Raw genomic sequence first — 16,870 nt, forward strand, 5'->3', positions numbered from 1 at the left:
TTCAGGACTCGCTACGCGTCCCGGTTGCGCCCGTCGGATCTGACCGGCGCTGGTCACGGAACCGAATCGGATCGACCCCACGAGCGGCACAGGCCACCTGAAGCCCGCCGACGACCACTAGGTCGCAATCCCGCAGTGCCCCAGGCGTATTCGCTCCGAGCACCGTCATCAATGACGTCAACTGTTCGAGCCAGCTGCCGATCTCGGTGATGAGGGTGGGCAGACCTTCCTCCACCAGAACCTGTAGAAATCTCCCCGAGACCCCGGCGGCCACAGCACCCAGCGCCAGGCTCCGGGCGACATCGAGCGGGTTCCGTACGCCACCGGAGGCAAGCAGTGAGATGTCCCGCACGTCATACGTTTCGATCAGGCACTGCGCCGCCGACTGCCCCCAGTCCGCCAGGTATCGGTATTCACCGGCCGTCCGGCGGTCGTTCTCGATGCGGGCGAAGTTGGTGCCACCGCGACCCCCGACGTCGGCCACGCGCACACCGAGATCTCGAAGGTGGGTGACGGTTTCCCGGCTCAGCCCGAATCCGACCTCCTTCACGAACACCGGCACCGGCGCCGCGGCCGCGATCCGCGCGATCTGTTCGGACCAGTCCGCGAAGGAGCGATCGCCCTCCGGCATGACGATCTCCTGGATGGCGTTCAGATGGATCTGCAGCGCGTCCGCCGCGACCAGATCGATGGCGCGCAGGGCGTTCTCGACGCTGGTCGTCGCATTGACGTTCGCCATGATGAAGCCGGCCGGGTTCACCTCCCGCATGATCCGGAACGTTGCGGCCGTGTCCGGGTCCGCGAAGAACGCGCTCATCGAACCGGTGGCGATCGCCAGCCCGGTCTCGCGGGCAGCGATTGCCAGGTCCCGGTTTATCGCACCGGTCCTCGCGGTCCCGCCCGTCATCGCATTGATGTAGAGCGGCGCCCGCCAGTGCACGCCGGCGAATTCGGTATCCAGAACGACATCTTCGCGATTGATGCCGCGCAATGCGTGGTGCACGAACACGACGTCGTCGAAGTCGCTCGCCGGCGGCGGGTTCCGACGCTGGCCGATCGCGAGCGAGACGTGTTCATCCTTGCGAGACCCGATCATCGGCCTTCGTCTCCTTCGGGATGGACGGCGATGCGCAGTGCGAGCGGTTCGATGCCCGCGGCTTTCCACCGTGCGTGTAATTCGGCCGTGTCGGGTCCGGTGTCCGCGTCGAACAACGCGATTCCGCAGTCACCGCCTCCGGCTCCGGATGGCTTCGCGACGCCGCCCAGGGCGTCGGCTATTTCGCACAGCGAACTCAGTCGGGGCGTGAACACCGAAGTCCGCAGCAGCGTGTCGAGAGTGCGCAGCAGCTCTCCCGATCGCTCGACACCGGCGAACAATGCGATCCGATCGCCGTTCTCGATCGCGTCCACGCAGTCCCGGACGATGTCGTGGTGCCGGCCCACGAGGTCATGCCACTGGTCCACGCTGCCCGCGCGAGCCGAATCGAGCCGGGATATCGCAGAGTTCGATGAGGCCGGTGTCCCTGACCAGCCCACTTCCACGGCCACCCCGGACGGTGACGGCAGCGGCTGGACGGACAGGCCCGGACAGTCGGCAGCGAGCATATGCAGGACTCCGCGCCGGGTGTATTCCTCGAGCAATGCCGTGCGATCCGGAGCTCGATAGGCAAGCCATCCACCCCAGGTGCTCGCCGCGATGTCACCGCCGGAGGACCGCGGGTTCAACCGCGCGCTCGCCAGCAGTCCCAATCGGAAGCGATCGGGACGCGACAACTGCAAGCCGTAGTACGCCGATGCGGCGTCGATGACCGCGACCATGACGGCCGCACTGGATCCCAACCCGAACTTGACACCGGCACGGTGCAATTCGCTGGTAATCCGCAATTCCAGCGGTGGCGTCGCCAGCCGCATTTCGTGCACGAGTTGCTGTACGACGCCGAGCGCCACGCGCACCGGACCCATATCGTCGGCCGGCCGAGGATCCGCGGCGACCAGCTGCCCGCCGTAGCCCGAGACGAAACAGGCGGCGGTACCGCCATCGATATCGGACTCGACCGTGACCGTCCGATCCGCTCCACAGCCCGCGGTCGCGGTCACAGAAACGAAGCGGTCCACCGCGACGAGGAGCGCCTCGGTGCCCGGCTCGGTCACGGTGTATTCCCCGGCGACGAACAGTTTTCCCGGGGCGCAGCGCTCGATCATGCTGCACCACTTTCGACCAGGCGGGCGCCGGGACCCGGGAATGCGCACACGACTCGAATCGACTCGTGCAGGGCGGAGATCCGACCGGCGATCGAGGCAGCGTCGCCACGCTCACAGATGATCTTGATGTTCGGCCCGGCGTCGATCGTGACGTACGCCAGGATGCCGGATCGCCGCAGCTGCTCCACGGCATCGATCACATCCAGCGACGTGGCGGTCAAGTAGCGCACCGCCGGCCGAGCCGCCAGCATGGTGGCGTGCATGCCCAGCGCGTTGCGCTCGGCGATCTCACCGACTGCCGCCAGATCCCCTGTTGCGATCGCCCGTTTCATCTCACGCATGTCGTCCGCACTGGACTCGACCCAGGCCGGGTAGAGCGGTGAAGTTCGCACCGTGCGCCGCATGGCCGCGCTGCTCGAGACCTTCTTGGGTCCCGCGTTCACCACCGCGATCACCAGGGCGGGATCGATAGCCGTGCAGTCCAGCTGCTCCGCGAAGCATCCTTGATCAGCGTCCGGGCCGGTGCGCGGACCCGCGTGCCAAACCGCGAATCCGCTGAAGAGAGACCGCGATGCGGAGCCGGAACCACGCCTGGCCACCCGAGACAAGGCAATCGGATCGAGCTCCAGGTCGAACACCGAGCCGGCCGCGACCGCCAGAGCCGCGAATCCACTCGCCGACGAGGCGAGCCCCGCGCCGGTGGGTACCGTGTTCGCCGTTTCAACCGCGACGGGTTCGCTGCGCCCCGTGATCGATCGAATGTGGTCGAGGAACGCGACGATGCGCGATCGCTCCGCCTCCTCGGCCGGGGATCCGTTGAACAGCACCGTATCCCGCACCGCTCCGGGAGCCAGTCGGACGCTCGTGGTCGTCGGATAGACATCCAGTGTCATCGACAGGCTGTCCGAGCGGGGAATTGCCAGCGTCTCGTCGAATTTCCCCCAGTACTTGATGAGCGCGATGTTCGGATGCGCGATGGCGGTACGAATCGTCGGATCGAAGGCTCCGTTCATCGTGCGGCCCTCGTCTGCTGGAAATCGACTCGCCGCCGGAGTTCCACGCGCCAGGTGCCGACTGCGCCGGCCTTCGTCATCGCGGCCTCGACGCGATCCGCTCGCGAATGCGACGCAACGAGCGCGATCACGACACCACCCAGTCCGCCTCCGCTGAGCTTCGCGCCGTAGGCGCCGGACCGCACCGCCGCGCCCACCAGCTGGTCGATGTGGTCGGTGCTCAAGCGGAGTTCGCTCAGCAACAGCTGATTCCGCGTCAGTAACTCACCGACCGCCGACAGGTCACCGACCGCCAGACGCTGCCGGATCCTGCCGGTAATCCAGGCCGAGTCCTTCACGAAAGATGACCGGGCCCCGGCATTCCCCCGGAAATGCCTACCGACGCGCGCTATCGCGGTCTGGGTATCACCGGATTCACCACTGTCAGCGACGACCAGCACGCCGTCCCCGTCGACGAACAGATCCGTCGCGGTGCCCCTCTCGAACCAGATCGGGACCTGCGCGCCGGTCGCTCGCGCGTCGACCCCGCTGGGAGTGCCGTGGGCGATGCCTTCCGCGGCCTGGATCAATTCGAAGCACTCGTCGTCGGTGAGACGAGTTTCGAACAGTTCCGCCACGGCAGCCGCCGCGGCGCGAGCGCAGGCCGCGCTGGATCCCAACCCGCGCCGGCTCGGGATACCGCATCGCACCGTGACCCGCGCGGCATCCGCAGGTCGGACGCGAATCCTGCGGAAGGCGGGGAGAATCTGCGTCAGGTTGTCCGGCCCGACCACGAGCGACCCATCCGCCCCGACCAGTTCGACGGTGTCGGCCGGACCGGTCCCCCATTCGGCGTGGGCGGTCGCCTCCAGTTGCGGAATCGGAATCGCGATGGCGGGCGCGCCGTACACGACGGCGTGTTCGCCGCACAGGATCGCCTTGGCGTGCGCCCGCGCGGCGCCGACGGCCGTGGATCTCATCGGTCACACCTTTCGACTGCGCGGGTCATGTCAGGCTCACTGTGTTCGCGCGGGGATCGGACAGCACGCCGAGCTGATAGAACCGGTCCCGAAATGTCATGGGGCGCAGGCCGAGACCGGACATGTTGTAGGTGAGGATGTGCTGGAGCCGGATGTTGTGCTCATTCCTGAGCATCATTCGTTTGCTGATCGCCTGGAGTGTCGGTGACGTCGAGGTAAAAGCCATCGACAAGTGATGGCTGATCTGCGAGATATATTGCAGGCCAGGACGTCTGGACCGCTCGTACTCGGCCAGCAGGGCATCCGGGACTGTTCCGGCGCCCCAGTCGGTCTCGGTGAGGGTCTCCGCCAGCGCCGCGGCATCCGCGATCGCCGAGTTCATGCCCTGGCCCGCCATGGGATGCACACTGTGCGCGGCGTCGCCGATGATCACCAGACCCGGGGTCCACCAGGCCGGGGCAATGCACCGTCGCGCCGGCAAGGTCTGGGCTTTGAGCTCATCCGAACGGATCAGCGTGGCCACGACATCACGCAGGTCGGGCACCGCGTCGCTGACCGACACCAGCCATTCGTTCAATCCGGCGCGCCGGATATCCCGCGACGCCCCGATCGGCACCTGCACGTAGAGCCGGCCGCGACCGTGCGGCATCGGATACAGCAGCCGGAGACCGTCGGTCGTCACGTAGGCTGTCAGCCGCGCGGGTAGCGAGCCCTCGTCCGGGAAGTCGAATCCGAACAGATCGTGTTCGTAACGACTGACTTTCCCCGTCTCGAGCCCCGCCAGGGTTCGGCATCGCGACCCCTGCCCATCCGCCCCGACGACGAGTGCGGCGTAGACGGTGCGCGGCTCGTCGCCGGCATTGCCGATTCGGACCCCGATCACCCTCCCCCGCTCGCCGCGCACCAGTTCCTGCACTCCGCTGCCATATTCGAGCCGCACCGTGGGCGGCAGCTCGTTCGCCAGCGTTTGCTGGATCTCGTGGTAGTAGTGCACCGAGACCCGATTGAACGGTGTGCTGAGCCGCGCGTAATCGAGTGCTACCAGCCGGGTGCCCGAGGCATCACGGCACTCCAGTTCATCGGCGTGGACCACTCCCGCGCTCGTCAGTCGCCCGAGCAAACCGAGCTCCTGCAAGATCTGCTGGGAACGTGGTTGCAGGACTTCGCCTTTGTACTGCTCGACCGGCTGCTTCTGCTTCTCGCACACCAGTACCCGCAGGCCGCGCCGGCCCAGCGTCGCCGCCAGCACCAGTCCGCCTGGACCCGCACCGCAGATGACGATGTCGTAGTCAGTCATCGTCGCCGTCCCGGAGTCGGCGGTGCTGGAAGGCGCCCAGTGCGCGCAGAGCGAATCCATTGGCCATGTGGTCGCTGTTGAAATAGAGACCGGGGAAGTACACACCCAGCGTCGTCGGCGTCCAGCCACCGTGCCCCAATTGGTGCGCGGCGAGCCAGTGCGCCGCGGACGCTGTGCTGGGTTCCGTTGCCGGCGTGCCGGACTGGAGCAGCGCGTACAACGCCCACGCGGTCTCCTCCGTCGATGCCGCGGCCTGCGCGCCGTCGCCCCAGCCGCCGTCGTCGAGCTGAGCGGCGGTCAGCCACGCCCGGGCTCGTCGCGCCGAATCCGTCTGCGCCCGTGAGAACTTGCCGAAGGCGGACAGCACCGCCGCGGTGCCCATCACGTGGTTCCGGTACCAGATCGTGGTGAACGATCCATCCGGATTCTGGGCTGATTCCAGGTAATCGAGCGCTTTTCGGACCGGCGGGTCATGCGGCCCCAGGCCCGCGCTGATCTGGAGCGCTTCGATGATGTGTGCGGTGAGCATGGGGCACGGGGCATCCAAGCCGACGATGCCCTTGGTCACGAAACAACCCCAGGAGCCGTCCGGTCGCTGCATCCGCAGCAGCCATTCGACGCCCAGTCGCACCTGCGGGGCGAGTTTCGGGTCCGCGAAGGGCGGAATCACCGTCAGCGCGCAGGCCGTGTCGTCGGTATCCGGCCACCCCGAGGGCATCGACCACGACCAGCCCCCTGGTCCGACTCCGGTGGCGTGGAAGGACTCGGCGCGTTGCGCGCTCATGATCCGGTACAGCGAGATCCGCAGGCGCGGATCATCGGTATACCCGGCCTCCTGCAGCCCCATGAGCACCGCGGTACTCGCGGTCAGTTCGAGATCACGGTTGACCGACCAGGAGCCGTCCGCCCGCCGCGTGGCCAGTAGATAGTCGCGGCACCGCCGGACCATGTCGTCGTCGATACCGGCGCGAGCCAGCCCGAGCAGGACCACGCCGACCAGCATCGGTGACTCTTCGAAGCCGCCGATGTAGCCCTCGAAGCGTTGCAGCCGTTCGAGGTACGACAGGGCGGGCCGCTCGGCCAGTCGGTCCAGGAGCCGGCGCAGTGGAGCACGCCGCCGGGTGCGTGCCTGCATCAGTCCCAATGCGAAGATGCCGGGCACGGTGAAGGACATTCGCTGGCGCAGACTCTGTGGCAACAGCGCGAGTTCGAGCGGAATTCTCGGAACCGCCGAGCTCGAACACAAACCTGCCAATTCCCAGAACACCAGGCAGATCGGACTCAAAGGGGTCCGATCACGGTCGGAGAGTGCGGCCAGTCCGCCTTCCGCGTCGATGAAGGCGAGACCGCGCTCGATGGCCGTCGCGGAGTTGTCCGGATCCACGATCGCCAACGCGCCCACAGCGAATGCGGTCCCGTGCAGGTTCGGCGGGTCGTCCGGTGTATCGCCCCACCCGCCCGAAGCCAGCTGCGTTCGGCGCAACCACTGGGCCCCCGCGGCGATGGCGGCGGCGTCGTGCTCGCGCGAGTGGAAGTGCAGTGCGATCAGAGCCGGTGCGGTGCCGACGGCCGAGGAAGGCAGGGTATCGGTCCACAGTCCGTCGGCCCGTTGCTGATCGAACAAGTACTGGACGGATCGTGCTATGGCGGAATCGATTTCGTTGTCGGATAGCGCGGGGTGCTGGTTCAGCAGTTCGGTCATCGGAATCTCGCTTTCAGCTCGCTGCAGCGCAGTGCCGCCGTGGTGTGGTCGTTCATCGCCTTCCCCTGTCGACGGTCATCGGGTCGGCGCCGAATTCGTAGCGAGCCCGCATGGTTCGCTGAGCGAAGCGGCTCACGCTGACGCTCACGGCCAGCAGAGCCGTGCCGACGATCCAGCCCATCCCGCCGATGACGAAGGCCGCGGCGAGGAACAGCCGCTCGAGGACCAGGATCTCGTGCGCGGCGAGGGCATCGGCTCGGAACCTGTCAGCGCCGGCGCTGGTCGGAATCCGGCGCAGCGCCAGAATCCAGAGCGCGAAGGGAATGATCAGGACCGCCACATCGACGCCCGCCCGGTGCCAGAGGGCGATTCCGGCGATCAGGAGTGAGCCGACGGACAATCCGCCCGCGACCTTCGAGGAGACCGCAATCCCATACCGGACCGGAACGGTCTGGTAACCGCCGGCACGATCACCATCGATGTCCCGGACCGCCCCGACCAGATTCGACGCGGCGTCCTGCAGCCAGAAGGCGCAGGCGCCCGCCGCGATCCACCAGGAGAAGGGTGCGTTCGCGACCATCACCCCGTACGCGAACACCGCGGCCGTCAACGAACCGCGCACCAGATGCCCGCTCAGGCCACGCCGTTTGAAGACCTTGTTGTACGACACTCCGAGCAGCGTGGCCACCCCGACCACCGCGAGGGTCCAGGGATTTCGCCACACCGAGAGTGACGCTGCGACCACGATGATCGAGATCATGATGGCGAGCGCGGTCCTCGCCGACACGCGACCCGACGGAATCGGCCGGTGGGGCTTGGACTGCGCGTCCAGTTCCCTGTCGATGAAGTCGCCACCGTACAGACCCGCGATCCAGGCCGATGTCGGTATCAGCCAGGACAACAGGTAGCCCCCGGCATCGGTACTGCCCGACGCCGAGGCCCCGGCCAGCCCCACCAGCCCGACATAGAAGGCGGTATACGGCCGCATCATCTCGAGATGCGCGAACACGGTCTTCATCTCCAGGCCTCAAGCCAACCGCAGGATCGCCAGCTCGACAAACCGTTCGAGTATGGCCTTGCTACCCGAATTCGGCAGTACCACAAGCGCGTTGCGGGCTTCTTCCGCCTCGGCCAACGCGTGCTTGGCTACCGAGTCGACCGCACCGACCGAATGGACCAGTACCCGGATCCGACGTGCGTCGTCCTCATCCGGATCCGTGGCGCCGAAAATGCCTTCGATCAGCCGGCGTTGACCAGCGTCCGCCAGCCGATAGGTCTCGAGGATCGGCAGGGTGATCCGCTTGTTCCGGATGTCGCTCTCGAGCGGCTTCCCGGTGGTCTCGCGAGAACTGGTGTACGGCAGCAGGTCGTCGACCAGTTGAAACGCCATGCCGAGGCTTTCGCCATAGCGTTCGAGCGCCTGGATCTGTTCCGCGTCGCCGCCACCCAGAATCGCGCCCGAGCCGCACGCACCGCGGAACAGCGAGGCGGTCTTCAGTTGAATGACCGTTCGATAATCGTCCGGATCGGCGTTCAGGTCGCCGGTGATCTCGTCTTCACGCATCTGGCCGCGGCACAGCGCTACACCCACTTCGGTGACGACATCGAGCGCGGCCACGACCGCCTCGGCTGGGGCGCCGTTCCGGTGGCATCGGACCAAGCCTTCGAACAGCGAGAAGAACAGCGCGTCGCCGGAGAGAATCGCGTTCGCGAGACCATGCTGCGCATGCACCGAAGGCCGGCCCCGGCGGAAGTCGTCGTGATCGATGATGTCGTCATGGATCAGGCTGGCCACGTGGCCGAATTCCGTTCCGACCGCGGCCGGCAGCAGGTGATCCAACTCGCCACCCACCGCGAGCCCGGCCTCCACGAGCAGGACGGGGCGGAACATCTTGCCGGGCGGAAGCAGCGCGTACCGGCAGATCGAACTGAGCCGATCCGGGCCGTCCCACCAACGCACTATTTGTGATTCGAGAACTTCGAGGTTGCGGAACGGATCGACATTCGAACTGAACGAAGAATCGTTCATCAAGGATCGTGACATGCTTGTTCCCATCGAGAAGATAGCGCAAGAATTCGGCTTGTTTCAGCCTCCGTCGACAACGACGGACTCGACGAATGACACCGACACTGTCGACTGTTCGGCGAGCACTGCAGGGCCGCGCGTTGAATTACACGGGCCTCAGGAGAAGTTGGGCCGGTTCACCATTCGACCGGAAGCCGGGTGAGTCCCTCGAGCATGTGGGTGCGGCCGAGTTCCAATTCCTCGACGGGAACCGCGAGTCGCAGATCGGGAAACTTCTGAAACAGGGTGCCGAATACGGCGGTGAGCTCGGCTCTCGCCAGGGCCGCACCCAGACAGTGCCGAGGGCCGTATCCGAATGACATGTGCTGCATGCGCTTCGCGGTGATATCCACCGCATCGGGCGCCTCGAAGGCGTCGGGATCGCGGTTCGCGACATTCGCGGCCAGCAGTACGGCCTCACCCTTCTTGATGAGGTGGCCGTCGATCTCGATATCGCTGTGCGCATATCTCGGCAAACCGGTGCTGCCCAGCGCGACTATCCGCAGGATCTCCTCCACCGCTTGCGGGAGCAACTCCGGCTGTGACCGCAGCATGGCCAGCTGTTCCGGGTTGATCAACATGAACAAGGTGCCGAAATCGATATAGGCGACGGTGGTCTCGTGGCCCGCGAACAGCAGGATCACCGCGAACCGGACGATCTCGCCGGTGGTGAGCAGCTGGTCGTCGTCCGCCATACCGACCAGATCCGAGATCAGGTCGTCCGCGGGCGATCGGCGCTTCGCCTCCACCAGATCCGCCATGTAGGTTTCGAAGCGCTCATACGCGGTCTTCGACAGTTCCGCGTCATACATGTTTCCCAGATCGAATGCCCACTGCTGGAACTTGTCTCGATCCTCGAAAGGAACCCCGAGCAGTTCGCAGATGACTTGAACAGGGAGCGGAAAGGAGAACCGTGAGTGCAGATCCACTGGCGGTGCGGTCCTCGCCATTTCATCGAGCATGGTGTGCACGATCTCGTGGATTCGGCCCTGTAGCACGCGCATTCGTCGCGGACTGAACGCCGGCGTGAGTAGATTCCGCATCTTCTTGTGTTCGGCGTACTCGGACTCGATATCGCCCTGCGGTCCGGCGAGCAGGAGGAAGTTGTTGATCCTCGCGGCGTTCTCGGGTTCGGGATGTGACCTGCCGAGGCGATGATCGGCGAAAAGCTCACGGACGTAACGGTATCGAGTGACCAGCCACGCTTCGCCGCCCGCGACCGTGCGGACTCTGGCGATCGGCTGTTCACCGAGTAGTGAGCGGGACTTCGGCGCGATATCCAACACGCCATCCCGGGTGAACGGTAATTGAGGAAGAAGCTGTCCGGTCATTGGAGCACCCCCACGGACTCTGCCTGTAATGGTGTCGCACTTCGCCCCGCCGCACTGAAGGACGCCGTCGCAGGTAGATTAAATTATCCGTGACTGTACTGCACATGTGGATCTTGGTCAACGGGTCGATCAAGGCGACGGGTGGCGATCCTCCACGTTACTTGTCACCGAATAGATTTCCGCAAACTAATCGCAAATCATCTGCGCAGCAACGGGACATCCACCCTCGCGGTGCACCCCCGCTCGGCAACAATGGATTTCAAGAGCATCCAATCCGAATCCCTCACCATGATCGGCCCCGAGAGCAAGCCGATAGGCTGCGAATGTAGATGTCAGAACCGGTTTCACCGGGGCGTACGCCGCGGTCGTTCACGAGACGATCCGGTGCCGCCGACCAAACACCGAGACGGCGTTGGCGTTCGGCCACGTGGGGTGGAATCGTCGGACTGGTTGCGGAGCAGGCAAATCCGATTCGACGGCAAATTCACAGCCCAGATCCATTGCGGCGACCTATGAGGCGTGTCTAGATTATCTGTACCTAGATTAGTTTCATCCAGTCGCCTTTGCGGGCTCTCTCCCACTAGGTTCGGACATGCACCAAGACATCGAAGCTCCCGTGCGCCCGTCGACCACCCAGCCCGGGACAGCCGTTCCCGGCGCCGGCACCGAAACCGGCTCCGAGTCGGCACGAGCGCAGGACCAGGCACTCCCCGCCGACGCCCACCCCTCCCTGACAGACCTGACCGACGTCATCTGGCCCCATGCGGTCCGCGCGGCGGTCGGCCTGGGCCTACCCGATCTGCTGGCCGACGCCGGGCGCACCGCGGCCGAGCTCGCCGCTGCCACCGGAACCGAATTCACCACCCTCGCAAGGCTGTTGAACTACCTCGCCACCCGCGACGTCCTTGTCCGCCAGGACGGGACGCGGTACCGGCTGGCGCCACGCGCACAGGTACTGCGCACGGATCATCCGCACAGCCTGGCCAGCTGGCTCGACCCACACGGCGCGAGCGGCCGCCTGGAACAGGCGGCCGCGGAGGTGCTGCACTCGATTCGGCACGGAAAGCCCGGCTATCCGCAGAGGTTCGGACGCACCTTCTGGGAAGATCTGACCGAAAACCCCGTCCTGGGCAACGCCTTCGACACCTTCATGGCCGAATACTCGCTGATGCGGACCTCCGATGTCATCGAGAAGTACGACTGGGCCTCGGCTCGGCGGATCGTGGATGTCGGCGGCGGCAACGGCAGCATCCTGCGACGAATCCTCGAGGCGACGCCGGACACCACAGGCATACTCGTCGACCTACCGGTCGCGACAGCCGCGGCTGCCGCATCCTTCTCCGAGGCGGGTTTCGGCACGCGGGCCGGCGTCCGGACTCAGAGCTTCTTCGATCCACTGCCCACCGCGGACGGCGATGTGTACCTCCTGGCGAACGTGCTGAATGACTGGCCCGACAGCGACGCGTCTCGCATTCTCGACGGCTGTCGGCACGGCGCCGCCGAGGCCGGCGGGAAGGTCGTCGTCATCGAGTGGCATCCGCCCCGCGAAGCCGACTTCACCTCCACCGATCTGCTGTCGCTGGTGTTGGTCGGCGGCCGCCTCCGGCGCACCGAAGACCTGGCCGATCTGTTCTCGAGCGCGGGTCTGACGATCGAACGGGACTACGCGACCGCGACGGGCGCTCTGATGTTCGTCTGTGCCCCCGCCTGATCACGAGCGACATCGGCCGGCAGCTCCCATGGCTGGGAGATGCCGGCCGATTCGCGTGCCGGTTCTCAAGCGGCGGTGGATGATTCGGGTCGAGCTGCTCGTACCAGCAGCGCCAGCAGCAGGCCGGCTACCGACAGCACGGAGAGCACCGCGATGATGTCGTGAAAGCCGGCGATCACCGCCCCGGAGGCGGTGCCATCGGCGGTGTGGTGGTGGACGATCCGCGCGGTGAACAGGCTCGAGATGCCGGCGATTCCGACTCCGGCGGCCAGGCGCTGGACGACATTGAACAAGGTGGTGGCGTCGGGCGCCTGTTCGGTCGGCAGGCCGCGCAGCATTGCGGAGATCAGCGGGCCGATCACCATGCCCACCGCGACGCCGCGGCCGGTAAGGATCACGGCGACCAGCCACAAGGGGGTTGTTGCCGAATAGATCAGCAGCAGGGCGGTGCTCACGGTCATGATCAGCATGCCGGCGATGACCGTGATCTTCAGGTGCCCGGCTCGCCCGGCTCGTTCGCCGAGATCGCTCGACAGGCCCATCGCTATGCCCTGTGGCAGCAGGGCCAGACCGACGCCGATCGGCGAAACATCTTGTGCGCCACGGAGTACGACCGGCACCAGGAACAGCACTCCGAACAGAACCACCGACACGATCGTGATGAGAATCGTCGAAACCAGATTCTGCGGAATGGTCAGCAGATCGAGCCGAACCGCCGGCGACGGGACTCGGCGCGCCCAGATCGCGTACGCCGCGATTGCGAGCAACCCACCCACCCAGAGCGGCCAGACATCCATTGCCAGCCAACCGGTTTCGCCGCTTCGCCCCAGGGCCAGCAGGGTGAGCGCGAGCCCGATCGCCAGCATGACGAGTCCGACGACATCCAGGCGAGTCCGTGGATCGACGGTGTCGGGCGGTAGTGCCTTGGCGGCCTGTCGCATTCCGGCCAAGCCCAGGATGCCGATCGGCACGTTGATGAGAAAGAGGGTCCACCAAGGCCAGATCCCGAGCAGGAACCCGCCGATCGTCGGGCCCAGCGCGGGAGCGAGGAACAGCAGCACGGCGGCCAGTGCACGGCCGTACCGGCCACCGAGGTCGGTGTCGACGCCCTTGCCGCCGAACAGGATTCCCATGGCCATCGGGACCAGGGGCGCGGCGGTGACGCCTTGCGCGACCCGGGCCGCGACCAGCAAGGGCAGGGTCTGCGCGAACACGCACAGCAGTGATGTGAGGGTGAATCCCAGCATGGACCACCGGTAGGTGCGCTGCATTCCGTAGCGGCGCGCCAGGTAGGCCGAAGCCGGCAGCGCGGTGCCCAGGGCGAGAAGGTAACCCGACAACGTCCATTGCACGTTCTCGGGCGTGGAGTTCATGGCTTTGGCGATACTCGGGATGGCGACCGTGAGCACATTGGTGTCCACCATCGAAAGGAAAGGTCCGACAAGCAGTCCTGTCATACCGAACCACGACATTCCGACCTGAGCCGACGGGGGTTCGGTGGTTCTCGAACTCGATTTGATATCCATTACGCTCTCGGGTTCTTGGCGTTTCGCATTGACCGGTCCAACTGCCCACGCAAGTCGTTCAACCAACGCCTCTCCGCCCTGACCAGGTCACGGCTGTAATCGAGGACCGACTCCTGCCACATGCGCCCGCGCTGGCTGTAGGCGCCTTCGCCGTCCAGATCGGTGGGAGTGGATTCCTCGAGTCCGTCGAGGAAGGCGATACGACGTTCGAGGGCATTCGTCCGGGTGTCCAGGATCCGCACGGCGTCGGGCGGGTCGACCAGGTTGAAGAACGCGACGCGCGTGAGGAATTCCTCATCGCTCTGCGCCAAGGTGTCGTCGAAGTCCAGCAGCATGTCGTTCAACTTCGCGCGACCGGTCTCGGTCAGCTCGTACACGAGCCGATCCGGGAAGCCGCTCTGCTGCTCGACTCGCTTGATCAGCGTCCCGTCCGCCTCGAACCGCCGAAGGGCCGGATACAGGGTGTTGCCGTTGAGATTCACCCGCCCGCCCATCGTGCTGCTCACACGTCGGCGTAGCTCATACCCGTGCGCGGGACCACGGGTGAGCTCCGCCAGGATCAAGATGCTGAGGTACATGCCATGTTCTCCTAACCTAGATTAGAATAACATAGCAGGTGGCGGCCTCGTCCTGGTGCGATCATCTGTTCATCGGTTCCCCGAGTCGGCGTGCGCCGCCGCGCCGTTCACCGAAGACAGTGCGGGCGTTCACCGTTCCGTCGAGGATCGTCCCTAGCGTCGAGGGAATGACCGATTTCGCGACCCCAGAGCAACTACTGCGCGACCTGAGCGAGATCGCAGATCTCGAGACCGCGATCGATTTGAGCGACACGGCGGGCTTCACGGTCGACGATCTCGACGACGACGATCCCCGGCTGCTCACCGCCGATGGACATTTCGTCGTCGACACCTGGCGTGAGGGGTATCCCTACGACGAGCGCATACTCCGTACCCATTACGAGGCCGACAAGCGGCTGCTGCAGATCGAACTCCTCAAGCTGCAGAACTGGGTCAAGGCGACGGGTCGTCGGCTGGTCATCGTTTTCGAGGGCCGCGACGCCGCGGGCAAGGGCGGCACCATCAAGCGATTCATGGAGCATCTCAACCCGCGCGGCGCACGAGTGGTCGCACTGGAGAAGCCCACCACGCGCGAGCAGACCCAGTGGTACTTCCAACGCTACGTCGAGCACCTACCCGCGGCTGGCGAGATCGTCCTGTTCGACCGCTCCTGGTACAACCGGGCCGGTGTCGAGCGGGTCATGGGTTTCTGCACCCCCGAACAACACCGCCGCTTCCTCACCCAGGTCCCCCTGTTCGAGCGCATGCTCGTCGACGACGGCATCGACCTGGTCAAATTCTGGTTCTCGGTCTCCCCTCTCGAACAGCGCACCCGCTTCGCCATCCGCCAGGTCGACCCCGTCCGCCAATGGAAGCTATCCCCCATGGACCTGGCCTCCCTGGACAAGTGGGACGACTACACCTCCGCCAAGGAGGAGAACTTCGACCACACCGACACCGACTACGCCCCTTGGACAGTGGTCAAGAGCAACGACAAGAAGCGCGCCCGCCTCAACGCCATGCGCCACGTCCTCGGCCTCTTCGACTACGACAACAAAGACACCGAAATCGTCACCCCGCCCGACCCCCTCATCGTCGGCCGCGCCCGCGACGTCGCCGGCTCCTGACGAGAGAAGAGGAAACCGACACGATCGGGCCGCCCGAATACGCTGGGCCTCATGATCATCTGGTTGAACGGAACGTTCGGAGCCGGAAAGACGACCACGGCAAAGGAATTGATCACCATCCTGCCCGACTCGCGCCTCTTCGATACCGAGGAGGTCGGGCTCATGCTGCGCCACGTCCTGTCCAGCGAGAAGGTTCGCGATTTCCAGGACTGGCAACCCTGGCGCGGGCTCGTCGTCGCGGCCGCAACACAGATTCTCGACCACGTCGGCGGAACGCTGGTAATCCCCCAATCGGTTCTCGTCCAGCAGTATTGGCAGGAGATCCGTACAGGGCTCGAATGCGCCGGAATCCCACTGCGGCACTTCGTCCTACACGCGGAACGGGGCGAGCTACTGCGCCGCATCGAATCCGACCCCATCATGCCGAACTCCTCGTGGCGCCTCGAACACCTCGACGACTACGACGAGGCCCGCTCCTGGCACCGCCGAGAGGCCCACGTCGTCGACACCACCAAGCTGCGACCCCCACAGGTCGCCGAGCGCATTGCAGCAGAGGCTACTCGGGCACCACGGGTCTGATACCGCAGAGACCTACTGGTCGCACGATGGTCAGTCCCACCAGAACTGCCAACTGCTGCGGTTGATCAACGTGTCTGCGTATGTGCCGAGGGTGTCATCCGCGAAGTTGTCCGGACACAATGCTTCATGCTCGATGGCCAGGCTCACAGCGTGCGCGTGGGTGCGGGGTGGTGCGGACACCGACAGTTCCAGGTAGTCGAAACCGACCCCGACAACACGAGCCCCGAAGCGGTCTTCCCATGATCGCAGTACCGATGAGATCACTGCGCTGCTGTCGTAGTAGTTCACCGCGCCATTCCAACCGAACAGTGTGACCGCGTCGGCTCCGCGCGTTGCCGGGACCAGGCCGATCAGCCAGTCGGACTCGCCTACCAGCTCCTGCGCCAGCCAGTGGGCGATGTCATCCGGTCCGTCCTCGTCCGCGAGACCGGGAGCCGCCAACCCCGGCCACTCGAATGGTTTCAGCGGGTCGTACTCGATATCGAAATCGGTGACGAACCATAATCCGCGCAGCTCGAGATTCGGATCGAGCTCGTCGATACTCTCCTTGGGCACGAACCCGAGTTCCCCACTGTGCCACGGGCGATGGGGCGGCGAGCCCACAAGTTTCGGGGCGTCCAGAAGCAACGGATACAGGCCGGTTGTCGAGCGCAGGTCATACAGCCAACTCCAGATCAGGCCAGCGTCCGGCTGACTGGCGTCGGAGGTCCACAGCACCTCACGTCCGTCATACCGTCCACCCCGAGCGGTGACGGTACCACCAGGCGGGAGACCGTCGGGCACTGCGGGAAAGACGAATGA

The 16,870-nt window shown here is 65.5% G+C and carries 15 protein-coding genes; 3 read left to right on the forward strand and 12 right to left on the reverse strand.

From position 1 onward, the window contains the following. Position 1: 1 nt before the first annotated feature. The 9 genes from fni to ABZ382_RS29370 form a co-directional block, all read right to left on the reverse strand. Complete coding sequence (gene fni / locus ABZ382_RS29330; RefSeq protein ID WP_357095447.1) at positions 2 to 1,096, reverse strand: type 2 isopentenyl-diphosphate Delta-isomerase; 1,095 nt, start codon at positions 1,094 to 1,096, stop codon at positions 2 to 4. After that, complete coding sequence (locus ABZ382_RS29335) at positions 1,093 to 2,202, reverse strand: phosphomevalonate kinase (RefSeq protein ID WP_357095450.1); 1,110 nt, start codon at positions 2,200 to 2,202, stop codon at positions 1,093 to 1,095. Before ABZ382_RS29335 ends, fni begins: the two co-directional genes overlap by 4 nt. Next, a complete protein-coding gene (mvaD, locus tag ABZ382_RS29340) occupies positions 2,199 to 3,215 on the reverse strand; it encodes a diphosphomevalonate decarboxylase (RefSeq protein ID WP_357095453.1) in 1,017 nt (338 codons plus the stop codon). The genes ABZ382_RS29335 and mvaD overlap by 4 nt, the downstream gene beginning before the upstream one ends. Next, the gene (mvk, locus tag ABZ382_RS29345; protein WP_357095456.1) at positions 3,212 to 4,174 is read right to left on the reverse strand and encodes a mevalonate kinase; all 963 of its coding nucleotides are present in this window, start codon (positions 4,172 to 4,174) and stop codon (positions 3,212 to 3,214) included. Before mvk ends, mvaD begins: the two co-directional genes overlap by 4 nt. Positions 4,175 to 4,199: 25 nt before the next feature. Further along, the gene (locus tag ABZ382_RS29350; protein ID WP_357095458.1) at positions 4,200 to 5,471 is read right to left on the reverse strand and encodes an NAD(P)/FAD-dependent oxidoreductase; all 1,272 of its coding nucleotides are present in this window, start codon (positions 5,469 to 5,471) and stop codon (positions 4,200 to 4,202) included. Next, a complete protein-coding gene (locus tag ABZ382_RS29355; RefSeq protein ID WP_357095461.1) occupies positions 5,464 to 7,173 on the reverse strand; it encodes a prenyltransferase/squalene oxidase repeat-containing protein in 1,710 nt (569 codons plus the stop codon). Before ABZ382_RS29355 ends, ABZ382_RS29350 begins: the two co-directional genes overlap by 8 nt. Before the next feature lie 52 nt (positions 7,174 to 7,225). Then, positions 7,226 to 8,182 carry a UbiA family prenyltransferase gene (locus ABZ382_RS29360; RefSeq protein ID WP_357095464.1) on the reverse strand — a complete coding sequence of 319 codons (957 nt, stop codon included), beginning with the start codon at positions 8,180 to 8,182 and terminating at the stop codon, positions 7,226 to 7,228. Between the two features lie 18 nt (positions 8,183 to 8,200). Beyond that, complete coding sequence (locus ABZ382_RS29365) at positions 8,201 to 9,202, reverse strand: polyprenyl synthetase family protein (RefSeq protein ID WP_357095466.1); 1,002 nt, start codon at positions 9,200 to 9,202, stop codon at positions 8,201 to 8,203. 173 nt (positions 9,203 to 9,375) lie between these two features. Beyond that, the gene (locus ABZ382_RS29370) at positions 9,376 to 10,521 is read right to left on the reverse strand and encodes a cytochrome P450 (protein ID WP_357095469.1); all 1,146 of its coding nucleotides are present in this window, start codon (positions 10,519 to 10,521) and stop codon (positions 9,376 to 9,378) included. A gap of 640 nt (positions 10,522 to 11,161) precedes the next feature. On the opposite strand from ABZ382_RS29370, the gene ABZ382_RS29375 reads away from it, so the two are divergent. Next, the gene (locus tag ABZ382_RS29375; protein ID WP_357095471.1) at positions 11,162 to 12,280 is read left to right on the forward strand and encodes a methyltransferase; all 1,119 of its coding nucleotides are present in this window, start codon (positions 11,162 to 11,164) and stop codon (positions 12,278 to 12,280) included. 65 nt (positions 12,281 to 12,345) lie between these two features. Here the strand turns inward: ABZ382_RS29375 and ABZ382_RS29380 are convergent, their stop codons facing one another. Both ABZ382_RS29380 and ABZ382_RS29385 read right to left on the reverse strand, forming a co-directional pair. Further along, positions 12,346 to 13,806, reverse strand: a complete 1,461-nt coding sequence (locus ABZ382_RS29380; protein ID WP_357095474.1) for a DHA2 family efflux MFS transporter permease subunit — start codon at positions 13,804 to 13,806, stop codon at positions 12,346 to 12,348. Beyond that, on the reverse strand, positions 13,806 to 14,384 hold the full coding sequence (locus tag ABZ382_RS29385; RefSeq protein WP_357095477.1) for a PadR family transcriptional regulator: 579 nt from the start codon (positions 14,382 to 14,384) through the stop codon (positions 13,806 to 13,808). Before ABZ382_RS29385 ends, ABZ382_RS29380 begins: the two co-directional genes overlap by 1 nt. Before the next feature lie 167 nt (positions 14,385 to 14,551). On the opposite strand from ABZ382_RS29385, the gene ppk2 reads away from it, so the two are divergent. Both ppk2 and ABZ382_RS29395 read left to right on the forward strand, forming a co-directional pair. After that, the gene (gene ppk2, locus ABZ382_RS29390) at positions 14,552 to 15,490 is read left to right on the forward strand and encodes a polyphosphate kinase 2 (RefSeq protein ID WP_357095479.1); all 939 of its coding nucleotides are present in this window, start codon (positions 14,552 to 14,554) and stop codon (positions 15,488 to 15,490) included. Between the two features lie 51 nt (positions 15,491 to 15,541). Next, entirely contained in the window at positions 15,542 to 16,069 is a 528-nt protein-coding gene (locus ABZ382_RS29395) for an AAA family ATPase (protein WP_357095482.1), read from the forward strand. Positions 16,070 to 16,099: 30 nt separating this feature from the next. On the opposite strand, the gene ABZ382_RS29400 is transcribed toward ABZ382_RS29395, so the two are convergent. After that, positions 16,100 to 16,786: a DUF4253 domain-containing protein gene (locus ABZ382_RS29400; RefSeq protein WP_357095485.1), complete on the reverse strand. Its 687-nt coding sequence runs from the start codon at positions 16,784 to 16,786 to the stop codon at positions 16,100 to 16,102. Positions 16,787 to 16,870 lie beyond the last annotated feature (84 nt).

The sequence above is a fragment of the Nocardia sp. NPDC005825 genome (genome assembly GCF_040630175.1).
Classification (GTDB): domain Bacteria; phylum Actinomycetota; class Actinomycetes; order Mycobacteriales; family Mycobacteriaceae; genus Nocardia.

Bases quoted from the DNA above. Each gene is read 5' to 3' on its own strand.
- fni (WP_357095447.1), bottom strand. From the start codon at position 1,096: ATGATCGGGTCTCGCAAGGATGAACACGTCTCGCTCGCGATCGGCCAG.
- ABZ382_RS29335 (WP_357095450.1), bottom strand. From the start codon at position 2,202: ATGATCGAGCGCTGCGCCCCGGGAAAACTGTTCGTCGCCGGGGAATAC.
- mvaD (WP_357095453.1), bottom strand. From the start codon at position 3,215: ATGAACGGAGCCTTCGATCCGACGATTCGTACCGCCATCGCGCATCCG.
- mvk (WP_357095456.1), bottom strand. From the start codon at position 4,174: ATGAGATCCACGGCCGTCGGCGCCGCGCGGGCGCACGCCAAGGCGATC.
- ABZ382_RS29350 (WP_357095458.1), bottom strand. From the start codon at position 5,471: ATGACTGACTACGACATCGTCATCTGCGGTGCGGGTCCAGGCGGACTG.
- ABZ382_RS29355 (WP_357095461.1), bottom strand. From the start codon at position 7,173: ATGACCGAACTGCTGAACCAGCACCCCGCGCTATCCGACAACGAAATC.
- ABZ382_RS29365 (WP_357095466.1), bottom strand. From the start codon at position 9,202: ATGAACGATTCTTCGTTCAGTTCGAATGTCGATCCGTTCCGCAACCTC.
- ABZ382_RS29375 (WP_357095471.1), top strand. From the start codon at position 11,162: ATGCACCAAGACATCGAAGCTCCCGTGCGCCCGTCGACCACCCAGCCC.
- ABZ382_RS29380 (WP_357095474.1), bottom strand. From the start codon at position 13,806: ATGGATATCAAATCGAGTTCGAGAACCACCGAACCCCCGTCGGCTCAG.
- ABZ382_RS29385 (WP_357095477.1), bottom strand. From the start codon at position 14,384: ATGTACCTCAGCATCTTGATCCTGGCGGAGCTCACCCGTGGTCCCGCG.
- ppk2 (WP_357095479.1), top strand. From the start codon at position 14,552: ATGACCGATTTCGCGACCCCAGAGCAACTACTGCGCGACCTGAGCGAG.
- ABZ382_RS29395 (WP_357095482.1), top strand. From the start codon at position 15,542: ATGATCATCTGGTTGAACGGAACGTTCGGAGCCGGAAAGACGACCACG.